Below are 24,602 nucleotides of genomic sequence, written 5' to 3'. Positions count from 1 at the left end.
ACGGCCGCAACTTGCGATGGTAGCCATGCCCGGAAAGCCCTAGGCATGGCTAGGGGTGTGCATTCTTCGTGCCAAGCAATCGTCGACAGTTTGGATGACGTTTGAGTTGGGTTTGTCTGCTTCCCGACATACTAAGGTCTCGATCCTAGCAGTAGAGCTTGTCCGCAGCGGGCTCATCTTGATGCTGCCGTCTCCGCAATGGATCAAAAAGCCTTCTGCTTTCGCTATTGGCGCTTTAAATCGGCCCCCCTGCAACAGCGCTGGGCTCCCTCATGGTTAGTTTAGTCCGTCCGGTTCGTAAAAGACTCCTGCTCCAAGCTGTTTGCGGCACTCTTAGACACACAACCTGCGTTCCAATCATCTCAATAGCAGTCTGGCCATTGGTGATTGTGCTTTCTATCTCAGGCGTCTTCAGAATCTTCCGACAACGATGGCATTTTAACGTCCGGCACGTGCATACGAGAGAGATGCACTGATACCCAATTAGAATAATTTTCATTCGTCGAACTTTGGACAACTTAATGAGTGTATCGCGTGCGGAGATCGACTCTAACAAACAGATCGTTCCTGTCCGAGGAGAATCATTTCTTTACTTTCTTCTATCGCCAAAAAGGGGACGACTGGCTCTCAACTCTTGACGAGGTCGATCGGCGCCGTGTCGTGTTTGCCTTAGTCGAATAAGTAATCTATCGAGTTGGCGCGTCGGCTTCGCCGACTTGGCTCGACGCGCGCCGAGCCTCCCATCCGGCCTTCGATTAGCCCCCTCGCGAGTGGCTCCGCCCCGGCGCCCACGAGGATCGTTGCGCTCGCCGCGGCCGTCTCCCCAGCCTTCCGCGCTGCGCTTGTGCAGGCTGAGTGATCCCCTCGGCAGCTCGTCCCTGCGTGCGCCCCCGGTCTCAGTGGGCTGGGCATGACGGTTCAGCGTGGAAGTCTGCGCTGGATCGTTACCCCGAATGGAAAAGTGAAAGATCAAGAATTGCGTCCAAACGACAGCCTAAGCGGTGTGCAAACCCACCGCGGCAGTCGCGGCACGATCTTAAGCGGGATGGTCCAATCACTGTGACCGCATTTGGAAGCACGAAACTCTCAGATGAAAGGATCATAAAGACGCGGGATGCATGATACGAGCGCATTGTCGGGCGGCCGAGGAGTAAGCATCATCATCGCGGCCAGCAGCTTGATCGGGCTGAATCCTCACAGGATCGCAGATCAGGTGCGGACGTACTTTGGAAAGACCCGTCTGGAATGTTCAAACGACAGGCCTGTCTCCGAACAATATGAGGATAGCCGGAACCGCCGATCTTCCGATAACTGAGGTTCAATGAGGATCGATGGGCGTCATACGGTACCTTGAGACAGCAAGTTCGTGCACTCGACGCGCTTCAGGAAAAGACGGCCAGAAACCATCTGGCCGTCTCTCACGATCGAAACCATGCGTCATGACCTGCGAAGGTGTTTGCACGGTTAAAGGATCAAGGTTTCGAAGCGCGTCCCCTGCGCTGTTCTCTTCGTTTACCAGATGAACTTAGCGCCATCCGGCAGTTCGCAGATGAATTCGCCCTGGTTCACGAGTTCGGTGGTCCCGACGACAAGCTTCGAAGCCCGCACCGTGAGCCTGCCGTCGCGGCTGAGGCTATGGCGGATGTACTCGGTCACGGCATGTCCGGAGCTGTCCACCGTTTGGTGGGCATTGGCGAAGCTAATGCCGTTCTGGGGGGTCACCCTGAAGGCATTGATGACCAGACCAGCCTGAGTTGCCGACGCAGCTTTGCCACCATCCGCGGCTGTACAGCGGCTCATGTCCAGTACGAGCTTCACATTCTTGCCGGTCTGCAGGGCATGGAGCACCTCGGTGTATTTCGGCGAGGGCTCATCGGCTCTCGCCATCGTGCTCACGCCTACGGTCGAAAGCAAGGACAATACGATCGCCAGTCCTTTGCCTGTACACTTCATACGCTCTTCTCCCTCGATAAGTACTACAGATCGCACGCTGCAAGACGTCGTGTAAGCCGATTGGCGGATTTAAGACATCAAGCGTGCCTGCGACAAAGACAATTTGCCGCAACTAGGCGCAAGTGGTTGTAACGGCTATTCCGACGTCACAACCTCGTAGGTCAGGTTTGCTAAAGCGGCTCGCCCCTGTGCGAAATCGACTAGAACGATTTGATCGAGCGTCGGCCGCTTGGAAACCACAAAACGGCAACCGGTCGCGCTCGTCCATTGCAGGTCCGACGGCCGAGAGAACTTGAGAAGAACACGGCGGCCCGTCGCATCCGCCAGCTTGTCCATGGGATAGCCGGGCAAGGACTGCTGCCCCAGAGCGCGTACCCGCAAAGAGGTGGTGGTGGAGCGAACCTGGCGCAGCGGTCCGAACGAGCTCAGTCAAGGGACCCGATCTCGGCCCATTCAAAACAGCAACGACAGAGAGCACAAGACAGCGCCGACTTGTGATCCCTGGCTTTGCGCGTCTTCCTTCTGGCTGACGATCGCCTCACTGACCAAATCCATCCGGCTCCCCTCAAAGGCCAAGGCAAATGGCTTCCTGCCTGGTCCGTCAGCTTCTCGAAAGCTGCGCCTGCAATAGTCTGCGCCAATCGCCGGCACTCGAATGGAGACTGAAATGAATGTTGATCCCCGGAATGCCGCCGACACTCCATTCGAGGTTCACGACGTGCTGCAGCAGCCGAGCCACGTCGACGGGCAATCAGACGAGCTTAGCGCCCAGACCAGCGCACCGGCACACAGTTCCGAGGATCAAGCAAGCTTTGAGCAGCAGTTGGAGGACCTGGACCTCAATGACAAGGATTCGGCTTTGCCAAGGTCGGATTCAGTCTCGTCAGTGGCAAGCTCCACAACTGGCAGGTCGTCGTCTGCGTCGAACCAGGCGGTCCCGGAAGCCGGTTGCTATCCAGCCACATCATTTGTCAGCGCCCGCGCTCAACTTGCCGCAACACTGACGGCTGCCACTCTTGAAGCGCTCCGGAACGAGATCAACCTTGCTGAGCAGCAATCGGCACGTTGGTCACCGGTAACCGCGCCCCCCGTCGATCGGGACCGCGTATTCGACGACGTGGCGGGGTCGTCATATGTCACACTGCGGCGCTTTCAGAATCAGAACAGCGATTGCAAGCCGCGCACGGAAGAAAACACGAGCGCAATATCGCATGTCCGTAACACGGCTCGGGATCATTCTTCCGTTGGATACCCGCTGGAGCGCTATCCTATGGACCGGGCGCGCCAAGCTGGCTGGCATATGCGCGGCCAGACGACCACATCTGCCTTCGTATCGTTGGTCGAGAATCCGGAAAAACTCGCCGTTTCGCGCGATCCTTGGGCGAGAGCGATCGCCAACAATGCGGATGCGCTGCACACCTACACGGTACCGAAGTCCGCGATCTGGACGCCCGACGACGTGCTGAGCAGCATCGGGCTTGGAATGAATGCCGAAGATCCGGACCACATCGACGGGGATGTCGATTTGATGTGCTCACTCGGCAGAACTCCAACCCGAGAGACCGAGCGCCTGTTCCTGGGCGGCAATTTGGAGAACTATCGGACCGCCAGCGAAGCAAATCCCTACAAGCGCGGGAGTAATGAATAGATACTCTGTCGACCGCGCCATTTAGCAGGTTCGTTTGGGTTCATGCACCAAGACAACCACCTCAAGGTAGACCTGGAGCACGGCACACCTCACGCGTAACAGTTTGCGCATAGGGCGTGGCGCGACCGATGTCTGATCAACTCCCGATCGAACGGGGCAGCCCCCTACGCAATGCGCTACGGGCGGTTGAGGGCTCCGAGAGGGAAAGTCGCACTACGACGGTCGGGAGGAGCTGGCCGTTCGACGCATCCTGTTATCTTGGCTGCGTTTTGACATCGCACGGCATCAATTTGTTAGTGGCCATCACGCGTGGCCGGAGGCGTGATGAGGTAAACCTCTGAACGCGAAGCATCGCCCCTTTTTGCTAACTCGACCTGACATTGAACGCGCGATCAACGCTTCGGCCACGATCGCTTCAGCTATTCACTCGTCTGCGACAGGCGATACTGTTGCAGCAAGGCCGATCCGTCACCTGGATGTGTTCCATCAAAACAATCGATTTTGCCGGGCACGCCTAAACGCCTCATAGTCGATCACGATCTATGGAGGCAGCATTCAAAATGACGTCTGGCAATCGATTCTCTCCTCAGTTCCCTGATGATCAAATTGGCTCGCGCGATCGCTCGTCCGCATCTCGGCTGTTAGCCCATGCCCGTCACGTGAACGCATACCTGCCCCGGTCTTCCCGCAAAATTGCCACGCATGAGGCGGATCCGTCGATCGTCCGATTGTGACGCCATGGCTTTGCCCAAAGCCTGGCACGAACGACTGGCTCTTCGTGCACATCCATGGCTCTGGCGCTGAGCTTGGTCGGACGGCGGAATGCTCGCGACCTGGATAGCGCAAGACCGCCATGCGCAGGTCGATGGTCTGGTCCACACTGTGTCGCCGTTATCTCACAATGCTTTCGAGCCTGATGGTACCGCTACAAGCAGTCGTCAAAGGCACTTGAATCTCACGTAGCGTCAGATTGTAGGATTTCCGACAGTCTCGCGACAGAGCCCGCTCGCGTGAACTTTTCCTGACAGGTAGCAAGAATTGCGAACGTCTCAAAAACTCAATGCACGGCCGCTCCGCCTCGTTACACTACTCGATGGCTTCTCTTCAGAGCGGACATCGTGCATCGCCTCTGCGCACAGTGGAGGACGACGCGCCCCACGCGTAGCCAGGCCAGGAACCAGCGGGCGAGAAGAACGCGGGCAGTCGCAATTTTGTCCATGCCGGTCACACGCCGAGTTCGAGATCAGATCATTGTTTCGTGGTTTACCCCGTGTGACGACACGGAGCCTGCGTAACCACCTCAGGCGATGCGCGCTCGCAACGCCGGACTCGATTCCTCCTTCGTTCGCAGCATTCGCTCCGCGGCGGCATGGGAGGACTTCGGCGCGACCGCACTTCTGGACGGTTGGCACCTTGCGCAGCAATCACCGGCCAACGAGAGGATGCCTATCCAGCCGACAGGCGTATTGATCTTTCGTCGTGCATCTCGGCTTCTTCCAGCACATCGGCCAGATGCACAGCGCGTGAACTGTCTTAAAACGCGAAAAACCTTGCATTGTCGTGGCTTGACGACACTACAGGCTCAACAGCCTAGCAGGACCGACCGCGGATTAAGACGAATTGGGGGAGTTTCCAAATGTCAACTTCGCTAGTCTGTTCGGCCAATTCAGCCGCTCTCGCCTGCGATTTCGTTTCACCCGCGCGGTTTGGCGCAATCGCTCCTGCAGGCGGCGGCCTCGGCCCACAGATGCATCAGCGCGCTGCCAAGGCTTTCAACCTTGTTGGAAATCGCGGAGCCAACATGCAGGGTCTTTTGAACGGTGTCGCCGGCGGACGCGATGCGCGGCAGGCCGCCTATCCGATGACGATAGACCGGCAGACATTGATCGCCTGCCACTATGCTCCATCCTGGCATTTCCGACTTTTCGAATTCACGTCAAAGCGGCCGCCCACCGAGCCACATGGTCAACCGTGACACGCTCAAGTCCTGCCGAGGATGGACGAGAGGCAATGAATGCGAATTCTCCTGGTTGATCATCATGCGGACTTTGGCCGCGCCGTGAAGGAAGCGCTCTTGAATTGCGGCTTCGCCGTTGATGTGACGCGCACACTGGATGAGGCGTCGGCCGCGCTGGAATGCGCGAACTACCACATGGTCCTGCTCGAATCTGTCTTGCCCGACGGAGACGGACTGGATTGGCTGAAGCAGTTGCGGCGCGAGGGACGATCAATGCCGGCGATGATGATGAGTAGTCTCAATGATCTCAGCCGCCGAATTGCGACTTTCAATGCAGGTGCGGATGATTTCCTGCCCAAGCCCGTGTCTATCGACGAACTCATCGCCCGCATGCGAGCCATCCTGCGACGATCGACGCAAATGACGGCGCCGGTGGTGACATTCGGCAATCTGCATTTCGACCCGATCGCAAGGCAAGTCTCGGTTGGCGGCCGGATACTGAGAATTGCGCGGCGCGAAGTGTGCATTCTCGAACATCTGCTCAACCGCGCCGGCCGCACCGTGCCGCGCACATCGCTGGAAGATAGCTTGTATGCGTTTGACGACGATGTCTCGACCAACGCGCTGGAAGTCGGGATTTATCGCTTACGCGCGCATTTGAACCAGGCCGGTGCGACGCTCAGGATCAAGACCGCGCGCGGGGTCGGCTACACCCTTGAACTCGTCGGCGCGGCATCGGCTGCCTAGCAATCTAACTTGAAAGCAACAATCCCTTGAAGGTCGTCAAGAATGCTGCCGGCGCCAATCTGCCGCCGATGGTCATGATCGCGCAACGCTCTGCCGCTCTGCCCCGCTTGTGGCACGTCCTGTGCGGACTTGCTCTGCTATTTCCGCTTGCCGGCGCAGCCGAGACAAAATGGGACGGCAAAGGAGAGCCGCCGCCACGTGCGGCGCCTGGCAGCACCACCGGCACGCTCAACCTCACCTCCTCACAGGGCAAGACGGTTCATCTGAACGCGCCGGCAGCGAGCATTTTTGTTGCCGACCCGGCGATCGCGGACTATCAGGCGCCATCGAGCAGCACGATATTCGTATTTGGCAAAAAATCCGGACGAACCAGCCTGTTCGCCTTGAACGAAAACGGCGAGGCTCTCGCCGAGCTGCGCGTCGTTGTCACCCAGCCGATCGAGGACCTGCGTGCCACGCTGAAGGCCGAGATCGGCGATTATCCGATCCAGGTCAGCTATACCCCACGCGGCGCAATCCTTGGCGGTACGGCTCCCAACGCCGATATCGTCGAGACGGCCAGGAAGGTGACCGAGCAGTTTCTCGGTCCGGGTGCGCTGGTCGTCAACAAGATTCAGGTGGCAGGTTCGCTGCAGGTGAATCTGAGTGTGCGGGTGGCAGAAGTCTCCCGCAGTGCCGTCAAGGACCTCAATATCAACTTCACGGCTTCCGGTCCGAACGGCGCTTTCCTTAACACCGGAAAAAGTGGCGGTTCCGGGCCGGCCCGCGGCGGCGGCACGATCGGCATCGGGTACAGCGCTGGCAATACCAACCTGAGCGCTATTCTCGACGCACTCGCCAGCGAGCACCTCGCCTCGATCCTGGCTGAACCGAACCTGACCGCCATGTCCGGGGAATCCGCAAGTTTTCTGGCAGGTGGCGAATTTCCGATTCCGGTGATGCAGGACAACCGGCAAGTCTCGGTCCAATTCCGACAATTCGGAATCAGCCTAGAGTTCGTCCCAACCGTCCTCAGCAATAATCAGATCAATATCCATGTGAAGCCTGAAGTCAGCGAACTGTCGAAAGAAAGCGAGGTCAACGTCAACGGAATAAAGGTGCCCGGCCTCTCCACGCGTCGTGCCAGTACTGTCGTCGAGCTTGCCAGCGGTCAAAGCTTCGCCATTGGGGGGCTCATCAGGCGCAATTTCAGTACCGACATCGACACTTTTCCTTGGTTAGGCGATGTTCCGATCCTTGGTGTGCTGTTTCGCTCCTCTTCATTTCAGAAGCAGGAGACCGAACTGGTCATCATTGTCACTCCCTACATCGTCCGACCGGGATCTGGCCCGGGCAAGATGAGCGCTCCAACTGATCGCATCGGGCCGCCTTCGGACGCAGGGCGCACCCTGACGAATACGCTGGCTGGTTCATCGAAGGGCCGTGAGGCGGCGCCCGGCACGGCCAGATCGGGTGCAACCGTCGGTGCCGGCTTTATCATTGAATGAGGACTGCCAATGACCTTGCGACACCTATGGCTTTTGATCGCAGTTGCGGCGGCCCTTGGCGGATGTGCAAATAGTGCTGCGATTTCTTCCGGACCGGCTGGACAAGCGGCTCGGGTGGAGCAGAAGACCAGTGTCCTGCTGCTTCAAAATCTTCGTCGCAACGAGAGGTACGGCCTGCGGGATTTCATTGCGAATGCCAGCCGCGGCCGGCGCGATGCACTCCAACTCGACGTCGCCGGCTCACCGCGGCTCGTAGCGCAGGTTGCCCATGAGGCGCGCGCGATGGGCCTTGCCCCCTACAATATCCGCCTGTCCGCCTCTCCCGTCGATCTACCCGCACATTTCGGGGTCCGGATCGAGGCAATTACCTACGAAGCACATCCTGCCGTCTGTCCGCCGCTCGCTGTCACCGGCCCTTCTCTAGGCGACAATTCGTTCGATCCAACGCTTGGCTGCTCAGTCCGCAATAACCTCGCAGTCATGGTCAACGATCCTGGCGACCTGCTAGGCAATGGCGCCGTCATGCCGACCAGCGGTGATCGTGCAGTGCTTCCCATCACAGCTCGTGGGCCCGCGGCGACGGGCAATCGCAGCAATTTGGAGGGTGGAACCCAAAACAGGGGGGCGCCAGAAACCCAATAAGCGGCTCGCAACATCCGGGCAGGACGAACGACGCTGGGCACTCTGGTTTCCATATCAGTCTTGCGATGGGCCGACGAGGCTCCTGGAATCCTGTCTTTGCTCGGCCGTTGTCCTTGGATCGCGCAGCTTGTACCAGGTTCTGCGACATAGGGTCTTTGCCCGAAGGTCTGAGCGTATCGACGCTATACAAGGCCGGCGGCAAACACCGCCTTTGCGACTCTCTCGAAACAATCCATCGGAACGGCCTTGCCCATCGCACCTTTGCGGATCAGCTGCCGCGCCAACACATGATCCTCGACAATGCTCAGACGCTGGGCCCGCGCCTGCGCCAGTAACTGTGACGCCACCGCGCCTTCACCGCGGCACACCAGCACCGGGACGCCTGTCTCGCCCCGAACGTAGCGCAGCCCAATCACCGTCGCCGGTCCACTCAGTATCAATGTTGCCCGGTGGATGCCGAGCGGAGACTCGTTCGCCGACTCGCGACGGATCCTGCGGTGTTCACCCTTGATGTGCGGATTACCATCCTGTTCCTTGGACTCGCGCTTGGCCTCGCTCTGCGTCATGCGCATGTCGCGCAGGAACAACCAACGCTGAATGAGCAGATCGCCCAGCCCACTAATCAAAAAGGCGCCGGCAGCAATCGTTATCAGTACTTTCAGCTCGTTAAAGACAAAACCAAGGCAGCTTAGATCGCACACCGGCAAATAGACCAGTGCCCTCCAACCTGCGAGCACAGTGAAGAGGAACGTGGCACCAAGAACCAATACTTTGACGAGGGACTTTCCAAGCTCGACAAGCGAGCGCTGGGAGACAATCCGCTTCAGCCCTTTGACCGGATCCAATTTCTCAAAACTGGGTTTCAACGGCTCGACGGAAATCGTCAACCCGCCGTTGGCCAAGACGCCGGCCAAGATGGCCGCAACCAACGCCGCACCCAGGATGGGAGCTACGGCTGCCATAGAAAGGTCCATCAATCCGACCAACGCCTGCCCGACCGCGCTGTTGAACGGCCGGCCCTGCAGCTTGTCGATGAGCCGCACCGCTTCGCGCCATGCGTCTACGATCGGGCCCGCCCTGAAGCACAGGCAGCCGAAACCAGCGCAAAGGCTTACCGCGGTCACAAAATCGGCGCTGCGCGGGCTCTGCCCTTTCTTACGCGCGTCCCTCAGCTTCTTGTGACTTGGTGGAAGCTTTTTCTCTTCACTCGTGTCGTTCATTTCAAGAACTTCTCGAGCCACTCCAGCACACCGTCGAACTGAACGATCTCGGCTCCCATATATTCGATCAGGAAGACGGCGTAGCTCACCATGATGATGCCAAAGGCGGCATTCTTGATAGTCGGAGAGAGATCGTTCAGCTTGATTTGCGGCGCAAAGCGCCCGAGCAGCATGAGGGATACGTCGATCAGAAGCAGCAGAGCCAGCACGGGCCCGGCGACCAGGAGGGTCGTATGCATGATATGGTCGAGAAGCTTGATAAACTCCATTGCCCCCTGCTCGGTCAGGGGCGGTAGCAGTCGATACACGGGCCAGATCAGATAACTTCCGTAGAGGCACCTGACCATTGTCTGCAGGCCCCCCGATACAACAAAGATCGTAACCGCCGCAGTTCCGAGAAAGAGCCCCATTGCGGAGGTTTGACTGCGCGTCGCAGGATCGTCTACCTGGCTTGAGATGCCGCGCTGGGTATCAATGATGTCACCAACCGCTTGGATGCTCCAAAGTGGTATGCTGAGCAGAAAGCCGAATAATAGGCCGATAAATATCTCCTTCACACCGAGGAGCGCGACCGCAATCATACGGGTGCCGGGATCCAGCGTCTGCAAGCCGCTCTTGATTTGCATCAAGCAAGGCAATCCAATCACAACCGTCGCGCTTGCGCGGATCATCCCGCTAATGTGCGGCCGGGTGAATACCGGATGAACCAGCATAATGCCAAGCGCCCGGGCCGCGCCAAGTCCGGCCGCAACGACGAATTCGACGGCAGTCTGAACCAGACTTTGCGTCTCGGTGGGTGACAACGCATCCATTTGAGCTCAGCGCGGCGCTCGCTTCAAGCCAATCTAATCGCCCGTGCCTCGCCATGATGCGAGTCGTCAAGCACCCTGCTGGTCATCTACCTCGTCTCCTAGCGGTTGCAGAGCGACATACCTAGCGCCGGGCCAGGTCATGAGCTTTAACTCTCCGCAGCCACGGCTGTCGCCAATAAGGTATGACCATTTCAAGATAGGACCCGCCGAATAGCGCCGCTGCAAGGCCAGCAAGCCAAGCTCCTTCGGGTCTCACCGGCCGCAGGGCGGTGCTGATGATCTGGAGCTTCGGAGCTTCCATCAATTCAACAGTTTGCGGCGATCGCTCTCGGGCGGCACCTTCATCGCGGCATGATCCATCAGAACGTCAAAACCGTGCGGCCGCTTGAGATCAAAGCGGTTCGCCTGTCCCCCTAGTTGATAACTCGCCAGGTTAGACATCGAGGGCCAGGCCTTACCGCAGGTTATTCCATCGTGAGCAAGATTTGAATTGAGTGGATGTCAATTTCAGATGAGATCATTCTTCCTCCGAAGGCCCATAGAGCCGAACAGGACAGTTCGGATATCTATCTGTCCCATGCTAGTGAGGCGAGCTTTCGGTAAGCTGACGAAACTCGCCTCTTCTGGTCGCGGTTCACAATGAGGACAGACAAACCCGACGCCATAGCTTAGGCTTGGTCAGCCTTGCGTTCCCCGCACTAATACCTCGCTGTGAGCGCGGGGAACTCAGTGAAGATATGCTGGGCTTGCTCGATTAGCGGCGCGCTCAGCACCGGGGCAAACAGAACGAGCACCGCGACGACGACGAGGAGCTTCACTGTCAGTGGCAAGGTTTGATCCTGCAGCTGGGTTGCTGCCTGCACGATGCCGATACCCAATCCGGCCACGAGAGCTGCCAGGAGCGGCGGCAGAACCCAGATCATGAACAGGACAAGTGATCGGCTCAGGTGGGTGAGGATGCTGGCTTCGTCCATCTCAACCTCCGGGCGTTGCGTAGCTTAACACCAATCCGTGCATGAGCCGCGACCAGCCGTCGATTGTGACGAATAGAAAGAGCTTGAAAGGAACGGATATCATTGTTGGTGACACCATTGACATGCCCATGGCCATCAGAATCGTCGTCACGATCAGGTCGATCGTGATGAACGGAAGATAGAGAAGGAAGCCAATCTCAAATGCACGCTTAAGTTCCGAGATCAAAAAGGACGGCACGAGAATTGCTAAATCATCAGCTGATGCGTTGCCGCGCATCTCATCCGACCAGATATGTTCCGTCGATGACAGGAAGAACGTGCGCTGTTCCTCAGTGGTGAACTTTTTGAGGTGGGCGCGCAGCGGCTCGCTGCCCTCCTTGGCGGCGATCAACCAGTCGTCGGCGGTTTGGTAGCGAAGTTGCGGATCGGTCACGCGATTGTAAGTCTGTTCGAACACTGGAGCCCCTATGAACACGGTAAGAATCAATGCAGCGCCATACAGGACGATATTCGGCGGTATGGACTGAGTTCCAAGCGCGTTGCGAACCAGGAAGAGAACGACAGAAACCTTTATGAAGGCCGTCGTTGTGACGACTGCGAACGCCAGCAGGCCAAGGCCGACCGTCGCCGCAAGAAGCGCAAGGATGCTCGGTTGAATGTCAACCATTGACTGCCAACCTGCTACGTAACCGGATCCCAAGCGCCTCACCGATGCGCACGATGTCGCCCCGGCCGATCAATTGACCGTTGGCTACAATATCGACTGGACCGTCCAGGGGCCGCCCAAGTTCGAACACGTGTCCCTCGTTGATGCTTCTCAACGTACCCAGCGGGATAGGCCAGCGGCCGCATTCAAAGACAAGCGTGATCTCAACACTGTCGATGTCGGCTTCCGAGGGCGGGATTGCTTGTTCCGTTTGAGAGCGTATCGTCATATCTACATACCTTAGAGGATGGGGCTGCAGGCGGAATGGTCCGCGAAGGACAAGTCTGTCGTCCGCGGCCTGCGCCGGCGCCCACAACCTGTCCGCCGTGAGGATCAGCTGGCTATGGGCAAAGGGAATGACGTCGGGCAGCAGTGCGTCGCCGGGCTGTGCTTGGCGAAGGAGCCTGACAGGCGCCCGCAGCGAGCCGATCTCTCTCGCAATCACGACCGGCAATTCCGACGAAATGTTGCCTTGCTCTCGCGGTAATTGGCCAATCAACTCGCCCAACAAGCGAAACGCAGAAGGAATCAGACCGTCAAGAGGCGCGAACAAGAACAGGCGGGCCTTTCCTGCCAGCGCTCCGATGGCAACATCGAGCTCCAGATAGGGGTCTTTCGCCGTTGCGTCTTCGATGCGGATCAGCTGCACATTCGATGCGAGCACGTTCTCTAATCCAATGATCCAGGGTGCCAGTGCAAGCTCGAGAACGAGCGAGCGGGTGGGGTCGGAGGGTAAAGTAAGGCCCTGCTGGACTGTTGAAATCAGTGTCTCGACGAGAAGGCGAGGCAAGGACAAAACAGCTGTCTCGCCTCCGGCGCGAAATACGCAGTCGAGCATCGACATGGCATATGGCTCGGCCTGCCAGACAAGCCGGCTCACACGGATGGATAGCGGCTTGTCGCCAAGGCGGCTCTGCAGGACGGTGCGCCGTGCGGCAATCTCGTTGACCCACGAGACCACTTCATGCGCGAGCTTCACCGCTGGCTGAAAGAGTGCGGGTTCAGCCACGGCACTTACCGACAGGCTGCACAGGCGCAGTTCGCGACGTCATAACAGAACCAGCCATTAGAATGCCCCGCCGATCGTCTGGCTGCGCGAACCACCCTGATATCGGAGCAAAACTTCATCGTCGGCGTCGATTTCGGCCGCAGACTCCGAACGGACGGCGGTCGCGCGCTGGACATTTCCCTCAATCTCTTGCCATTTCTGGCTCGCCGCCGAACGCCCGGCCCATAGTGCCCGCGCTTCATTCACCGCCCGCTGGGTCTCCTCGTGCGCGATGCGTGCCTGCACAAGCGCCTGACGCGCCGATTCGATCTCTGCTGCCAGTCGCCCAAGGACGAGGTGACACCGTCGATCGAGTTCGGTCACGGACGTTGTCTCGAGCTGCGCCAGTTCCCGATAAAGTTCAGCTTCGACCTTGGCGCGATGCTTCTGCGTGGCTTCAAGATCCTCAGACGCCCGCTGCAGCGCGTCGGCTGCAATTCGGCGCTTGTTTTCCATGCTCGACAATTCACGAAGCGCGCTTCGCTCCCTCATGTCTTTCACCAGCCGCAATTTCGACGCTTGCACGGGATTCAGGCCGTGAGACGCGACATCCATGAAACGGTCTCCTCAAAGCTGGACGGCTCGTCCTGTCCCTGGCGCAAGAATGCGCGCAGTTCCTCGATTGCCTCGATTGCCCGATCAGTCAGCGGGTCGCTGCCGGGCTTGTATTCACCGACCTTGATCAGGAACTCAGCTTCATTGTAGCGCGAGAGCAGATCGCGGAAGACGGAGGCCGCCTTGCGATGTGGCGCGGAGGCGACCGCATCCATGACACGACTTCGGCTCGACAGCACGTCGATGGCGGGAAAATGCTCGCGCGAAGCCAGTGCGCGCGAAAGAATGATATGACCATCGAGGATGCCGCGCGACTCTTCGGCGATCGGATCGCCCGTGCCGTCACCTTCGACAAGCACTGTATAGAATGCCGTGATGGAGCCCCGCTCCCCCATACCGGCACGTTCCAACAGACCGGGCAGCAGCGCAAAGACGGAAGGAGGAAAGCCGCGCCGGGTCGGAGGTTCTCCCGCGGCGAGGCCGATTTCGCGCATCGCACGGCTAAAGCGCGTCAGCGAATCCATCATTAGAACGACCTGCAGTCCTTGATCACGAAAATACTCCGCGAGTGCGGTCGCCATATGAGCGCACTGCGCCCGCTCCATTGCGGATCGATCGGATGTCTCAACGACAACGATCGTGCGCGCCATGGCATCTCCAAGATGACGCTCAATGAATTCACGCACCTCGCGGCCGCGCTCTCCTATGAGTGCAACTACGGTGACATCAGCGGCCGCCCCTTTTACAATTTGCGACATCAGCGTCGACTTACCGCACCCAGCATCTCCATAGATTCCGATCCGCTGACCTTCGCCACACGTCAGAAGCCCATCCAACACGCGAACGCCGAGAGGAAATGGTTGCTCGATGCTACGCCGTTTCATCGGGTTGGGTGCCCTGCCGCGGAGCGGACAAGTATGGACCGTCTTTATGGGCCCCTTGCCATCGAGTGGACGGCCGAAGCTGTCGATCACGCGACCGAGCAGGCCGGGCCCGACTGACACTTCCTGCATGCGCCCGGTTGGGACCACTTCCGCGCGGTGTGACAGGCCCACCATATCGCCGATAGGCGTCAGCAGAACCCCATCCGCCAACAAACCGATGACTTCGGCCTCAAGCGCCCATCCGGATGCGTGATCCTGCAACAGGCAAAGTTCTCCGACACGGGCCCCTGGTAATACGGCATGAAGTAACGTGCCGATCGCCCGCGTGATCCGTCCCCGCACAGCCCGCGTATCGACATCCTTTGCTGCGGACCTTACAGATGCCAGCGCCGCATGCAAATCTCCTTCTCCGGCCGCTTGATCATGGTCTGATCGTTGCATCGTCACGATTCGCCTTCCTGAGAGGACGGATCAAGCCTGAGACGCAATTTGCGGAGCTGTGCGGCAAGTCCTAAATCCACATTGCCGAACTCGCTCCACAGAACGCACTGGTCAGGCCCCATAGCCGGGTCCGGATCAATTCTGACTCTCGGCCGACCATCCGTCCCGTCGAACGCCTGGAATTCATGTCTTAGTGCATCAGCGTTCACAGGAGACACGCGAAGGCATACTTCTGCGCTGCCATATCTTTGCTCGACGGCGTGACGAACGGTCCTTACCAGCATCTCGCCGGGATCAAAGGAGCCCAGCAGGTCGGTCAATATCTCAAGGACGAGCTGTGGCAACTCCTGCTGCAGAACGGCTTTTCGCCGGGCCACATCGGAAGCAGCTCGGGCGATCAGCTGTGCCATTTCGTCCGATCCTGACCTAAGACCCTCGCTGTGGCCGCGCTCCCGCTCTTGCTGATGGGCTTTGCTTGCCCAGCTGCGAACCTGCCGCAGATAGCGGTCGGCTAGCGCACGCGTCTGCACCGCATCGTACCAGATGCCAAGTTCCGCGGCTGGTATGAGTGGACCAAGCGGCCGTATCCGTGGGCTGTCTGGCCGGGCTATTTCATCGGCCGTCATGCCGCTGGCGCCTCGCTGGCCAAGTGGGCTACCACCAAAGACAGCAAACGACTCGCTGCGTTGTGGTGTTCGGCTGCTGGGGATTCGGCGGCGGTCCCCACAGGTAAACGGAAAAGGACGCGCATACGGTCAAGCTCTGATGCGTCCTTGAGCCAGGCACCAAGGCAGGCAAGTCCGTCATGTTCAATCTGGCTCGATAGTTTATGCGGATCGACAATCGATGTGGTCGCGACCGCACCAGATAAGTGTCGGATTGAGAAAGCATGTGCTTCCGCACCAATATTTTCGATCAGAATCGCCACATCATGCTTTGACACAAGCTTCAGCACCGAGCGGGCGTGCCAGATACTGCCAGCGAGCAGGGCCGCCCGACGCGGATCATGCCCGAGCAGAACGTCCCTGCCCCAGTCAGTTCCGTTCGAGGCCTCCTCACTTTTCAGCAGCAATTCGGCCAGTCTTTGCTGCAGCCTCGGAGTCTTCTGCAACTGCAGTACTGTGGCCTCCGACAGGAGCCCATCAAGATGGCCGGCCAAACGGCTCGGATGGATCAAGGCGGCAAGCTCGCGCAGGCGATCGGAATGCGCGTTGAGTATATGATTTTGGTCGGGGGATACCATCGATACGGACCTGAGTGCCCGCCTACTTCGCATCGGAGGAGAGCTTTTTGCCGACGGACTGGACCGCTGGCTTGCTGGCACCACTGCCGAGATTCATCAGCTTACGCCAGGATTGGCGAAGTTGGCCCCCACGTGCGCTCAGCAGTACGCAAGATAGGATGCCCAATACGGCGAGCGCACCTCCTGCTCCGATCGCAATGGGAGCCGAGACGAACCTGGTTGACTCGTTCGAAGCTGCCGTTGGCGTAACCGAGGCCTCATGCTGAGTCCGCTCAACGGGCACGAACACGACCGCCACCTTGTCGTATGATAGACCTTCGATGCTGTTGGCGACGAGCATCTTGATCTGCGGTAGCAAGGCTGAGAGCTTCGCGTTGGAGGCGTGCCGAATGAAAACCGACGCCGAGGACGGGGTTGCATCCTGCCGCAAAAGATCATTCTTCGGCAGAACGACATGAACACGGGCGGAGAGAACCCCATCAATCTCGTTGATCGTGCGCGACAATTCTTCGCTGAGGGCATAGACGTAGCGGGCCCGCTCCTCAACCGGAGAGGCAACGAGCCCCGACCCCTTGAACACCTCACCAAGGCTCTTGAAGGGCTGGCGCGGCAAGCCCTGGTCATTTAGCAACTCGATGGAATAGGCGAGCTGCTTTTCTTCGACCTGAATGGTGCTCGTCCCATCCTTGCCGATAACCCGGATGGCATCGACACCCCTGCTCAGTAGCAGCCCAAGCATCTCGTTGGCGTCACGCTCCTGAACTTTGGTATACAGATCGGCTTTGCAACCGGTGAGCATCGGTAAAAGCAGCAGCAGACCAAGAGCATGAAGCCGCTTGCTCGCGGGCCGACCGTTACCGATCTTGCCTTTCGTCAAGACAGCCAACGGCCCGCTCAGCCTGCTGATAGAAGCTTATTCAGAGATGAACTGACGGCACCTGTCCCCTTGGAGATGAGCGAAACCTGGACGACGCCGTTGTAAACATCGCGCAAATTCGTCAGCGCCGAATCGAAATGATCCGCACCTTCCGGCTTGCCCGCCGGATGCACCTCGACTTGCTGCGGCCGCAGCAGCGGTTGCGCGGCCGGCCCAAGCTGGAAACTCTTCGCGGGATCAGCGTCGCCGACGAGTGCCGGCGAAACTGCACCTCCAGGAAATGGTTTGTCCTGGTGGATAGCAGAAATGCTCTGAAGGACGCGATCGCCAAGCGGGCTCGCCGGCGTGACTGCGCGCTGCACTTCCGGCACCGATGACACCGGCACGCGCTCGGTCACAGAAGAGGCGCCCCCCTGTTTCAAGGCGGCCTGCGCGAGATTCTCGTGAAACTGAGCGTGTGCCAGCGAACAGCCGCTGGAGGCACACTCGACGGGGTTGGCGGAGACCGACGCAATTCCAAGCAACATGGGAGAAATCATTTCTGTCACGTTGTGAGATTAGCCATTCGCTGGCATGAATGGGCTGGCACCCTAGAGAGGCAAGCTGACCAAAAGCTGACGAGCATCTGTCATCGAATGATCACGGTGGGCTTCCAATTTCCGGCGAAGCGTCGGCCTCCAAATTTTGGGACGAATTCCAGTGCTTAGTCTCAAGTAGAAGAAATCGCAGAAATGCTCATCTCGTCTACAAGGCTGCATATCTTGAAGAAAGTTCTCTATGTTGGTGTTTTCATTTGCTTGGGCGCCATCAAGGCGCTCGGCGCCCCGCTGGCGCTGCCGTCGACGCCGTATAGTTACACAGTGCTGGATCAGGACCTCGCGGCCGCGCTGCAGGAGTTCGGCAACAACCTCAATATCAGAGTCAATATCAGCACCGGGGTGAAGGGACGAATTCGCGGGCGAATGCCGGATCTCCCACCGCGCGAGTTCCTCGAACGGTTGACCAATCTCTACAATCTTCAATGGTACTACGATGGGCTGGTGCTCTACGTATCTGACGCGCATGAGGTGCAAAGCCGCCTTCTGGTCTTGAGTCCGATCAGCTTCGACGCATTCAAGGCGGCGCTCGACGCACTCAACATCTCGGACGACCGCTACCTCGTGAGAGCCGTACCGGGAGATGGCCTCGTCTTCGCGTCCGGTCCGCCTCGCTTTATCGCACTTGTGGAGCAGACACTCAAAGGACTGGTCGCGGAGGCACAAGCGCGACGAAACCCGAACGGAGCCGAAAAGCCACCGCGTGAGTCGGTTTTGATGCTGTTTCGCGGATCTTCCAGCGTGGTCGTTCGCGAAGGACGCCCCAATGACGCTCCTTCGCCCGCACTATCACATCAAGACGGCGCGGCTCACGCACCTGATACTGGCAAGAAATGAACGGATGATAACAGATAGGTTGGGAAGAGATGTAATTTCTACTCATGCCCTCTGTCAGCTTTTCGAAAGCCGCTGCTGTCATGATTAGAGGGCGGCTGTCCAGCGGCGATGCCGCAGGACAGGCAATAACCGTCCGGGCCCGCACCACGGGATGCGCGAGCCTGAATCCGGGCAAGCAGTCTCCGTGGCCCGCCTTGCAGCCTTAGCGCTTCATGCGAGCCTTTGAAATGCTCTACGAAGTCCGTCATGAACTTCGTCGCATCGGTTGAGAGCCGTTTTGTTGTGCAAAAGGAGAAACAGGATGGACTTCAATGCGCTAAGCAGAGCAGACAAGAACCCATCACCCCACTCGGCCTCATCGCCCGCCGATCGAAGTGAGTTTGAGCGTGAACTGATAGCGTTGCATGAAATGCCCGCGTACAGTCAGGACCTGATTTGGCAGGAGCTTGGAGGCCGACCGTCGCATGTCGAGCCATCATTGATCGGCGGCGAGTAGTCCAATTCCCGCCCAGCGGTCGCTCAAGATCGCGCGGACGCCTCCGATTTCGGCAACGACCCTGTTTGGCAAGATCTTGAGCCTGGACCCATGCAGGCGGGGTCACCTCACGCCGGACGGCCCCAAGGGCGGACCGCGCTGCCCGCACGCATCGCGCCGCCGGAACTTGGCGATTTCGTCATGGCGAACGGATATCTCGCCAGGGACAACTGGGTCTGCCAAACAGCTACGCCTGCTCAGATCGAGATGTTGATCAGCACACGCGAATCCTGCGAAGAGCGGCAGACTCGTTGACCTGGCTGTCGCAGAGGAGAGCGACCGAGCACCCAAGCAAGCCGATGCCGAATCGAGGACACGTCGTCGCCTTGAGCGACGCCATTTCGCAACTAATTGTGAAATCCTCTGAGCGCCGTCAGCTTCTCGAAAGCTAATCGTTCCTACCATACGGCGTGAATATCTAGACGGCGATGTGCCTATAGATTGTAGCGAAACTGAGCGCTGGGAGCGCTGTGCAATCGGAAGCAAGCGGTAGGAGCCATTGAAGCCTATCGACATTTCTTGCTCGTTGTTCGCCGCGATCTCAGGCTGCGCCACATAGCCAGTTTGTGGTGCGATCTCAAATCAGAGGACGTATGATGTCAGTCAACAATCTGCCGCTAACCACCAGCTCGAATTTGGCTTTGTCGGGGCTAGCCTCCGGGCCCTCGCCGGCGCGTGACTTTTCAGGCTTTGAGGCGGTGCTGGTCAGTTTGTCGTTGAAGGGCACGACTGACGAGCATTCCCCACCGCAGGGTCCGGCGGCCGAGGACTCGGCCAAGCAACTCACGGAAGAACTCACGCGAGAGGTGCGGAACATTATCCCGCCGGAGATCAAGGCCGCACTGGACGCATGTCAGGAGACCCCCGAGCCGTCCTCCGAGGAAGCCTCCTCCCCTGCGAACGCCCCAAAGATCGCAGAAGCTCCCGTACAAAGCTCCAGAATCACGTGGAACAGCGGCACCCCGACTGAGGCCGAGCTGCAGATTGTGTCGGTGCTGATCCGACACAAGGACAAATGCCCTCTGGATTGGAAATCTCTGGGAGATTTGGCCAACGATCCTTCCACACCGCCGGATCTAAAGGCGGCGATCGAGGCACTGCAGCGGGACCCCGAGCTCTTCTACGCGATAGGCTCGCAAGGCGACGGCCACTGCGGCGGCAAGATCAAAGCAGGTGATCTCTCCGGCTTCTCCGATCACCACCCGCAAGTTGCTGAGTTCCAGGAGCAGCGGGCAAAGAACTATACGCAAAACTACATCCCCTCCGACGGCAGCGGGAATGGCGAGCCATCGGTTATGATGCTGAGCGATGCATTGCGCGAGCTCTATCGCTATTCCGACAACCTGCCCAAGAACCTAAGCCTTTCGGATTTCAAGCAGATCATCGATGGCGAAGCTAAGACGGGCAAATGCCCGCCGCAGGTTCTCGCGGCCGCTCAATACTTCCTCGACCATCCGGATGAATGGAAGCAGTTGTACGGCGGCTCGATAGACAAGGTCCACAAAGAGGACTTCCTGCAGGTTGCTTCATCATCTGTGAATCTCACGAAAGCCGAGCTCAATACGCTCGACACGATCAGCAAGAGCCAAAGCGCCTTTTTTGGGAAGGGCGATCTCACGCGGGAAAAGCTGGCGAGCATGGCCGATGACAAGAGCCTCGCGCCCGAGGTGCGAAAGGCAGCCTCCCAGCTGCTGTCCGATCCTGTGCTGTTCGGGTTAATGAACAACGCGATTACGGGCTACAAAACCCACCACAAGTTCTTCGACTTCGGCGGCGGCCATACGGTCGATTCCGGCAATATCAGCAAGAGCGACTTCAACCAGTTCTTCAGCAACATGTCCGGTGCGAACCGCACCGTTCAGCATGTGAAGACGCATGCCGCCCGAACTGCCGCCGAGAAGGACGCGGTCGCGGACATGACGATGGGCGTGGCAGACCAGCCCGACATCAAGTCTCCCAAAAAAAACGGTGGCGCCTTCATGCACGCAATCAATGACGTGCTCAAGGTTGGCTCGAAGGTACTCGACTGGGCCGCGACAGCAGTCGGTGTACTTAGCTTCATTCCAGGCTTGGGCGAATTGGCCGATCTGGCGTCAATGGTGCTCGAATCCGAAGCGCAAGCTGCAAATCTTCTTCACACCGCCATCAGCGGTGGCAACATAAAGCAAGCGCTCGAAGAAGCTGGCCTGAACCTTGCGGCACAGGCGGTAGGCTGCATCGGCGGCCCTGAGGTCAAATTGGCAATGCGAGAAGGCTTGGTGAAGCAGGCAATTCAAGAAGCGGCCACGGCGGGGGTCAACCTCCCGGTTTCGGTAGCCCAGTCCTACGCGGAAGACTACCTGAACAACTTGAAGGCTCGCATCGAGTCCGAACGCATGCAAGCTGCAGGTGCTAACGCCTAGCCGGATCGCACTCTCCGTCAGGATCACGCTGAAAACGCCAGTCGAGCTTGTGCGGCTTACGCGCGGTCGGGTCTCCCTGCCGAGCAGTCGGTCCGCGCAAGCTCTACCATCCTCGATACCGTCCGCCGGATCCGAAGAACTTGTCTCGCTCTTCACTGCGCACAATTTATGTGGGCCGCGCTCGATCGCACGAGGCCGACCTCAAATCCAGTTTTCCGCTGCGAAGGTCAATCAACTGCATACGCAGCCCGGCAAGAAGGTCGATGCATTAAAACTGGCGACAGAACCGGTCAGAGCCGCGGAGCCTGCCGGCTTGCGCAACGATCAGGAGCACGCTGATTGCGGAGCGCGAGGGCGAAGGACCGGTTCTCGAGCGACAGGCTGCTGTTCGCTCTGCATGATGGCGGGCCCCGATTGACGGATCCTTCATGAGCCCTCCAGGACCGAGGGATCGTCCTTGACCGCTGAATCACCGTCAATCTGGCTTTCCACCCCGCTCCAGACCAGGTCAAGCTCTGTCCCGCTGCGCCCGGCCGCAAGCAAATTGTCGAAAGACCCCGCGGGCATCGAAAGTGACGTCAGCCCGAGATTGCAGCACATCGACTTCAAACGCGATCTATTAATGGTCGCGTTAACATCCGCCTGTTGAAGCTTTCAACTTGATGAGCAGCGATCCGACCCGAACAAGCTCCACAAACGAACGTTTGTCCTCGTACATACCATCTGATCTGCGGCTTTCGTAGATCCAGCATTGGCACATGTCATTTTTTAAAACTCGTCAGCTTTTCGAAAGCTAACGTTTGCACATTGGTGGGCGGAGACTACCTCCCTTGGCACGATCGAATTGACATAGGAGACCCCGATGCGCGTTACGAGCTCTAGCCCCGCTGGGCACGTTGATGCCGACCTCCATGCGGCTGGCGGCAAAAGCAGCGGCAAAAAAGGATCTCACAAACCTGACGAGCGCGATGATCATGACCGATCGCCAGATGCGAACATTCCCGTAAGCGGCGGCGCGTCCACTTCAGGCGGCACCTCGCGAGAAGCCGCTATGCAGCAAGCATTCAGCGTCGCTCTGGGGGCCGTTGCTCTGCAGTTTGCAAATAGTGCAATGGGTCATTTCGACGACGTCATGGCTGAAACAGAAGAGGATTCCTGACGTCGCATGTTGCGGCATCAGGAAAATAGGAGCCGCACGTTGCGGCGAAATTCGAGCACACAGGAGAACTAGTATGACTAAGGGTGTTGGTGCGTCTCATACCTCGACTGCAGGTGGTGCAGCTGGCACCGCTACTGCTGCCGCCGGCTCCGCGACTGCTGAAGTTGCCGGCGAGGCGGCATTCCAACGGCAAATCGCCGCTCTGACTGCCACAAGCACCAAGGCTGCTGAAAGGGATGTGGAACTTCGCGTCGTCTCGACCGAGCTCTCGACCGTCAAGAAAGCAGCCGACGAGCGGGTGCAGTAAGGGATGAGGCGGGGCGATGTACGTCGCCCACTTTCCCGGGCTGCTTAGTCCGTGAAGTCTCGACGGGCCGTACGGTTTTGCCGTACGGTTCCGTTCGCTGTTCAGGAGAGCGACCGTGAGTGAACCACATTGCCAGCGCTTCGAAGTGCTGCTGGGGTGCTATTCTGGGCTGACAGGGAAAGTGGGGGTCGGATCGTGTCTGATCGGCAGCAGCCTCGATGCTGATTTAATCTTTGTCGAACAAGGCCTCGAACCGCACCATCTTCGTGTCACCCCGCATTCCAATTCGATCGAGATTGAGGCCCTGGCGAGCGACGTCCGTGTCGAAGGGCACGACACTATTTTGCCTAACGAGCCCGTCGTTGTCCCTCTTCCTGCCGTCCTGTATGCCGGCGAAATGTCGATCCAGTGGTCTATCGAGGATCTCGAAAAAGCTGGCTCTATCGATCGCCGGCGTGTATCGCTCGCCGGACTCGCCATGGTCGTTATCAGCTTTGCCGTGGTTGGCACATTCTCGACCAGTTTTGTCCAGACCGACACGGCTACAGTGCCAAGTCCGCCTGCCGACGTTGCCCCCAAGCTGGCGCTCAACGCTCCTGATGCTCTGGTCACCGATGCAACTGCGGGGCTGCTGCAGGAAGAAGTTGACAGAGCAGGCCTTGTCGGCATCAAAGTCGGTTCTGGGGCCGGCGTTGTCACCGCCGATGGCAGCGTTACGCCCGCTGCACTTGCCACGTGGCAAGACATTCAGCAACGGTTTGATCGCGATAGCAACGGCGCTTATGCGCTCGTCAATGCAGTCGTCGTCAAGGATGAGAAGACACCCTCCGCAGTTGGACTCCAGGCTGTGTGGCGGGGCAGCGACCCTTATATCGTCATTGCTGGTCAGAAATATTTTGTTGGCGCGCTCTTGAGCAATGGATGGACCGTCAACGGGATTGAGGAAGGGCGTGTTCTGCTGAGCCGGAATGGCCGGCTTGCCGCTCTATCCTATTAGCGCTTCAGGCCGCAGGTAAGGAAGCAAAGTGCCATGACTAGGCTGCCCCCGAATCCCGTCGAGCCTGGCACCTCTTTTCAGGGACCAAACGTTGATAATCATGCATCTGCCATCACGCCGGACAATTCTCGAGCCAAGTCCATCGGCGTCGACCGGACGCGTGGCAATGATGACAAGAGCCACAGCGCAACTTCCCGGCATGACGATGCGCCGGACCGCTTGGTTGACGCCACGATCGACAGCGTGCTCGAGCTCGGTTCGATCAATGCGATTTCGCGCGTCAATCTCGACGAGGCCCGCGCCCAACCAGGTCAGATCGAGCCAGGCTCGGAACTCGCTTGGCTTAACGGGCCTAATCTCGCGCATAGCCTGCTCTCTTTCGTGACGCCGCGGCTACGTCATTCGCACGTTCTGCGTCCTGATCAACACGGCCCTCTTTTGGAGCGTTTAGCCAATACGCTATCTGCCGCGCCAGAGGATTTGTTGGCACGTGAAGGAGCCGCCCTTCTGCAGCTGGAGCTGCAGCGGTTAATCTTGCTCCGGCAGAGCCACAACGGCTTGATCAAAGGCTAGCA

The 24,602-nt window shown here is 58.6% G+C and carries 25 protein-coding genes; 11 read left to right on the top strand and 14 right to left on the bottom strand.

The genetic code is table 11. The features are described from left to right. Nucleotides 1-1,512: 1,512 nt before the first annotated feature. Nucleotides 1,513-1,953, bottom strand: coding sequence for a VirK family protein (locus ACVW1C_RS27900; protein ID WP_456761099.1), 441 nt, complete (start codon nt 1,951-1,953; stop codon nt 1,513-1,515). A gap of 135 nt (nt 1,954-2,088) precedes the next feature. Beyond that, nucleotides 2,089-2,289, bottom strand: coding sequence for a hypothetical protein (locus ACVW1C_RS27895; protein WP_456761098.1), 201 nt, complete (start codon nt 2,287-2,289; stop codon nt 2,089-2,091). 331 nt (nt 2,290-2,620) lie between these two features. On the opposite strand from ACVW1C_RS27895, the gene ACVW1C_RS27890 reads away from it, so the two are divergent. Beyond that, nucleotides 2,621-3,601 carry a hypothetical protein gene (locus ACVW1C_RS27890; RefSeq protein ID WP_456761097.1) on the top strand — a complete coding sequence of 327 codons (981 nt, stop codon included), beginning with the start codon at nt 2,621-2,623 and terminating at the stop codon, nt 3,599-3,601. Between the two features lie 1,693 nt (nt 3,602-5,294). On the opposite strand, the gene ACVW1C_RS27885 is transcribed toward ACVW1C_RS27890, so the two are convergent. Beyond that, nucleotides 5,295-5,498, bottom strand: coding sequence for a hypothetical protein (locus ACVW1C_RS27885; RefSeq protein WP_456761096.1), 204 nt, complete (start codon nt 5,496-5,498; stop codon nt 5,295-5,297). Nucleotides 5,499-5,615: 117 nt separating this feature from the next. On the opposite strand from ACVW1C_RS27885, the gene ACVW1C_RS27880 reads away from it, so the two are divergent. The 3 genes from ACVW1C_RS27880 to ACVW1C_RS27870 are packed head-to-tail and all read left to right on the top strand — an operon-like array spanning nt 5,616 to nt 8,434. Further along, nucleotides 5,616-6,305, top strand: coding sequence for a response regulator (locus ACVW1C_RS27880; protein WP_456761095.1), 690 nt, complete (start codon nt 5,616-5,618; stop codon nt 6,303-6,305). A gap of 26 nt (nt 6,306-6,331) precedes the next feature. Beyond that, nucleotides 6,332-7,792, top strand: a complete 1,461-nt coding sequence (locus ACVW1C_RS27875; RefSeq protein WP_456761094.1) for a type II and III secretion system protein family protein — start codon at nt 6,332-6,334, stop codon at nt 7,790-7,792. A 9-nt stretch (nt 7,793-7,801) separates the two neighbouring features. Continuing rightward, nucleotides 7,802-8,434 carry a CpaD family pilus assembly lipoprotein gene (locus ACVW1C_RS27870; protein WP_456728256.1) on the top strand — a complete coding sequence of 211 codons (633 nt, stop codon included), beginning with the start codon at nt 7,802-7,804 and terminating at the stop codon, nt 8,432-8,434. A 182-nt stretch (nt 8,435-8,616) separates the two neighbouring features. Here ACVW1C_RS27870 and ACVW1C_RS27865 read toward each other — a convergent pair whose 3' ends face one another. The 11 genes from ACVW1C_RS27865 to ACVW1C_RS27815 form a co-directional block, all read right to left on the bottom strand. Further along, nucleotides 8,617-9,654: an EscU/YscU/HrcU family type III secretion system export apparatus switch protein gene (locus tag ACVW1C_RS27865; RefSeq protein ID WP_456761093.1), complete on the bottom strand. Its 1,038-nt coding sequence runs from the start codon at nt 9,652-9,654 to the stop codon at nt 8,617-8,619. After that, nucleotides 9,651-10,466 carry a type III secretion system export apparatus subunit SctT gene (gene sctT / locus ACVW1C_RS27860; protein ID WP_456718427.1) on the bottom strand — a complete coding sequence of 272 codons (816 nt, stop codon included), beginning with the start codon at nt 10,464-10,466 and terminating at the stop codon, nt 9,651-9,653. The genes ACVW1C_RS27865 and sctT overlap by 4 nt, the downstream gene beginning before the upstream one ends. Nucleotides 10,467-11,164: 698 nt before the next feature. Next, nucleotides 11,165-11,440, bottom strand: coding sequence for an EscS/YscS/HrcS family type III secretion system export apparatus protein (locus ACVW1C_RS27855; RefSeq protein ID WP_025038819.1), 276 nt, complete (start codon nt 11,438-11,440; stop codon nt 11,165-11,167). A gap of 1 nt (nt 11,441) precedes the next feature. Beyond that, nucleotides 11,442-12,107, bottom strand: coding sequence for a type III secretion system export apparatus subunit SctR (gene sctR / locus ACVW1C_RS27850; RefSeq protein ID WP_050420712.1), 666 nt, complete (start codon nt 12,105-12,107; stop codon nt 11,442-11,444). Beyond that, nucleotides 12,100-13,155: a type III secretion system cytoplasmic ring protein SctQ gene (sctQ, locus tag ACVW1C_RS27845; RefSeq protein ID WP_456761092.1), complete on the bottom strand. Its 1,056-nt coding sequence runs from the start codon at nt 13,153-13,155 to the stop codon at nt 12,100-12,102. Before sctQ ends, sctR begins: the two co-directional genes overlap by 8 nt. A 57-nt stretch (nt 13,156-13,212) precedes the next feature. Further along, a complete protein-coding gene (locus ACVW1C_RS27840) occupies nt 13,213-13,749 on the bottom strand; it encodes a hypothetical protein (RefSeq protein WP_456761091.1) in 537 nt (178 codons plus the stop codon). Continuing rightward, nucleotides 13,725-15,080 (bottom strand): type III secretion system ATPase SctN, encoded by a 1,356-nt coding sequence (sctN, locus tag ACVW1C_RS27835; protein ID WP_456761090.1) that lies wholly within the window; start codon nt 15,078-15,080, stop codon nt 13,725-13,727. The genes ACVW1C_RS27840 and sctN overlap by 25 nt, the downstream gene beginning before the upstream one ends. Beyond that, nucleotides 15,077-15,700 carry a type III secretion system stator protein SctL gene (gene sctL / locus ACVW1C_RS27830; protein ID WP_456761089.1) on the bottom strand — a complete coding sequence of 208 codons (624 nt, stop codon included), beginning with the start codon at nt 15,698-15,700 and terminating at the stop codon, nt 15,077-15,079. Before sctL ends, sctN begins: the two co-directional genes overlap by 4 nt. Continuing rightward, nucleotides 15,697-16,317, bottom strand: a complete 621-nt coding sequence (locus ACVW1C_RS27825; RefSeq protein WP_456761088.1) for a nodulation protein NolU — start codon at nt 16,315-16,317, stop codon at nt 15,697-15,699. The genes sctL and ACVW1C_RS27825 overlap by 4 nt, the downstream gene beginning before the upstream one ends. 22 nt (nt 16,318-16,339) lie before the next feature. Then, complete coding sequence (gene sctJ, locus ACVW1C_RS27820; RefSeq protein ID WP_456763194.1) at nt 16,340-17,116, bottom strand: type III secretion system inner membrane ring lipoprotein SctJ; 777 nt, start codon at nt 17,114-17,116, stop codon at nt 16,340-16,342. A gap of 95 nt (nt 17,117-17,211) precedes the next feature. Beyond that, nucleotides 17,212-17,733, bottom strand: a complete 522-nt coding sequence (locus ACVW1C_RS27815; protein WP_456761087.1) for a nodulation protein NolB — start codon at nt 17,731-17,733, stop codon at nt 17,212-17,214. A 192-nt stretch (nt 17,734-17,925) separates the two neighbouring features. Between ACVW1C_RS27815 and ACVW1C_RS27810 the strand changes: the two genes are divergently transcribed. The 7 genes from ACVW1C_RS27810 (at nt 17,926) to ACVW1C_RS27780 (ending at nt 24,600) form a co-directional block, all read left to right on the top strand. Then, nucleotides 17,926-18,627, top strand: a complete 702-nt coding sequence (locus ACVW1C_RS27810) for a secretin N-terminal domain-containing protein (protein ID WP_456761086.1) — start codon at nt 17,926-17,928, stop codon at nt 18,625-18,627. Nucleotides 18,628-18,928: 301 nt separating this feature from the next. Further along, the gene (locus ACVW1C_RS27805; protein ID WP_456761085.1) at nt 18,929-19,123 is read left to right on the top strand and encodes a hypothetical protein; all 195 of its coding nucleotides are present in this window, start codon (nt 18,929-18,931) and stop codon (nt 19,121-19,123) included. A gap of 635 nt (nt 19,124-19,758) precedes the next feature. Further along, entirely contained in the window at nt 19,759-21,564 is a 1,806-nt protein-coding gene (locus ACVW1C_RS27800) for an HrpF/NolX family T3SS translocon protein (RefSeq protein WP_456734184.1), read from the top strand. A gap of 862 nt (nt 21,565-22,426) precedes the next feature. Then, on the top strand, nt 22,427-22,723 hold the full coding sequence (locus ACVW1C_RS27795) for a hypothetical protein (protein ID WP_456728267.1): 297 nt from the start codon (nt 22,427-22,429) through the stop codon (nt 22,721-22,723). A 73-nt stretch (nt 22,724-22,796) separates the two neighbouring features. Then, a complete protein-coding gene (locus tag ACVW1C_RS27790; protein WP_456728268.1) occupies nt 22,797-23,030 on the top strand; it encodes a nodulation protein NopA in 234 nt (77 codons plus the stop codon). A gap of 115 nt (nt 23,031-23,145) precedes the next feature. After that, nucleotides 23,146-24,027, top strand: coding sequence for a SctD/MshK family protein (locus tag ACVW1C_RS27785; RefSeq protein WP_456761084.1), 882 nt, complete (start codon nt 23,146-23,148; stop codon nt 24,025-24,027). Nucleotides 24,028-24,060: 33 nt separating this feature from the next. Further along, nucleotides 24,061-24,600, top strand: a complete 540-nt coding sequence (locus ACVW1C_RS27780) for a hypothetical protein (protein WP_456728270.1) — start codon at nt 24,061-24,063, stop codon at nt 24,598-24,600. Nucleotides 24,601-24,602: the final 2 nt, after the last annotated feature.

Source organism: Bradyrhizobium sp. USDA 4011, from assembly GCF_054063415.1.
This window is presented reverse-complemented; position numbering and strand designations above follow the sequence as displayed.

Excerpts from the sequence above, each read along its gene's own strand:
- ACVW1C_RS27900 (WP_456761099.1), bottom strand. The coding sequence starts at position 1,953 with ATGAAGTGTACAGGCAAAGGACTGGCGATCGTATTGTCCTTGCTTTCG.
- ACVW1C_RS27895 (WP_456761098.1), bottom strand. The coding sequence starts at position 2,289 with ATGGACAAGCTGGCGGATGCGACGGGCCGCCGTGTTCTTCTCAAGTTC.
- ACVW1C_RS27890 (WP_456761097.1), top strand. The coding sequence starts at position 2,621 with ATGAATGTTGATCCCCGGAATGCCGCCGACACTCCATTCGAGGTTCAC.
- ACVW1C_RS27880 (WP_456761095.1), top strand. The coding sequence starts at position 5,616 with ATGCGAATTCTCCTGGTTGATCATCATGCGGACTTTGGCCGCGCCGTG.
- ACVW1C_RS27870 (WP_456728256.1), top strand. The coding sequence starts at position 7,802 with ATGACCTTGCGACACCTATGGCTTTTGATCGCAGTTGCGGCGGCCCTT.
- ACVW1C_RS27865 (WP_456761093.1), bottom strand. The coding sequence starts at position 9,654 with ATGAACGACACGAGTGAAGAGAAAAAGCTTCCACCAAGTCACAAGAAG.
- sctT (WP_456718427.1), bottom strand. The coding sequence starts at position 10,466 with ATGGATGCGTTGTCACCCACCGAGACGCAAAGTCTGGTTCAGACTGCC.
- ACVW1C_RS27855 (WP_025038819.1), bottom strand. The coding sequence starts at position 11,440 with ATGGACGAAGCCAGCATCCTCACCCACCTGAGCCGATCACTTGTCCTG.
- sctR (WP_050420712.1), bottom strand. The coding sequence starts at position 12,107 with ATGGTTGACATTCAACCGAGCATCCTTGCGCTTCTTGCGGCGACGGTC.
- ACVW1C_RS27840 (WP_456761091.1), bottom strand. The coding sequence starts at position 13,749 with ATGGATGTCGCGTCTCACGGCCTGAATCCCGTGCAAGCGTCGAAATTG.
- sctL (WP_456761089.1), bottom strand. The coding sequence starts at position 15,700 with ATGACGGCCGATGAAATAGCCCGGCCAGACAGCCCACGGATACGGCCG.
- ACVW1C_RS27825 (WP_456761088.1), bottom strand. The coding sequence starts at position 16,317 with ATGGTATCCCCCGACCAAAATCATATACTCAACGCGCATTCCGATCGC.
- sctJ (WP_456763194.1), bottom strand. The coding sequence starts at position 17,116 with ATGCTCACCGGTTGCAAAGCCGATCTGTATACCAAAGTTCAGGAGCGT.
- ACVW1C_RS27815 (WP_456761087.1), bottom strand. The coding sequence starts at position 17,733 with ATGATTTCTCCCATGTTGCTTGGAATTGCGTCGGTCTCCGCCAACCCC.
- ACVW1C_RS27810 (WP_456761086.1), top strand. The coding sequence starts at position 17,926 with ATGCTCATCTCGTCTACAAGGCTGCATATCTTGAAGAAAGTTCTCTAT.
- ACVW1C_RS27805 (WP_456761085.1), top strand. The coding sequence starts at position 18,929 with ATGGACTTCAATGCGCTAAGCAGAGCAGACAAGAACCCATCACCCCAC.
- ACVW1C_RS27800 (WP_456734184.1), top strand. The coding sequence starts at position 19,759 with ATGTCAGTCAACAATCTGCCGCTAACCACCAGCTCGAATTTGGCTTTG.
- ACVW1C_RS27795 (WP_456728267.1), top strand. The coding sequence starts at position 22,427 with ATGCGCGTTACGAGCTCTAGCCCCGCTGGGCACGTTGATGCCGACCTC.
- ACVW1C_RS27790 (WP_456728268.1), top strand. The coding sequence starts at position 22,797 with ATGACTAAGGGTGTTGGTGCGTCTCATACCTCGACTGCAGGTGGTGCA.
- ACVW1C_RS27780 (WP_456728270.1), top strand. The coding sequence starts at position 24,061 with ATGACTAGGCTGCCCCCGAATCCCGTCGAGCCTGGCACCTCTTTTCAG.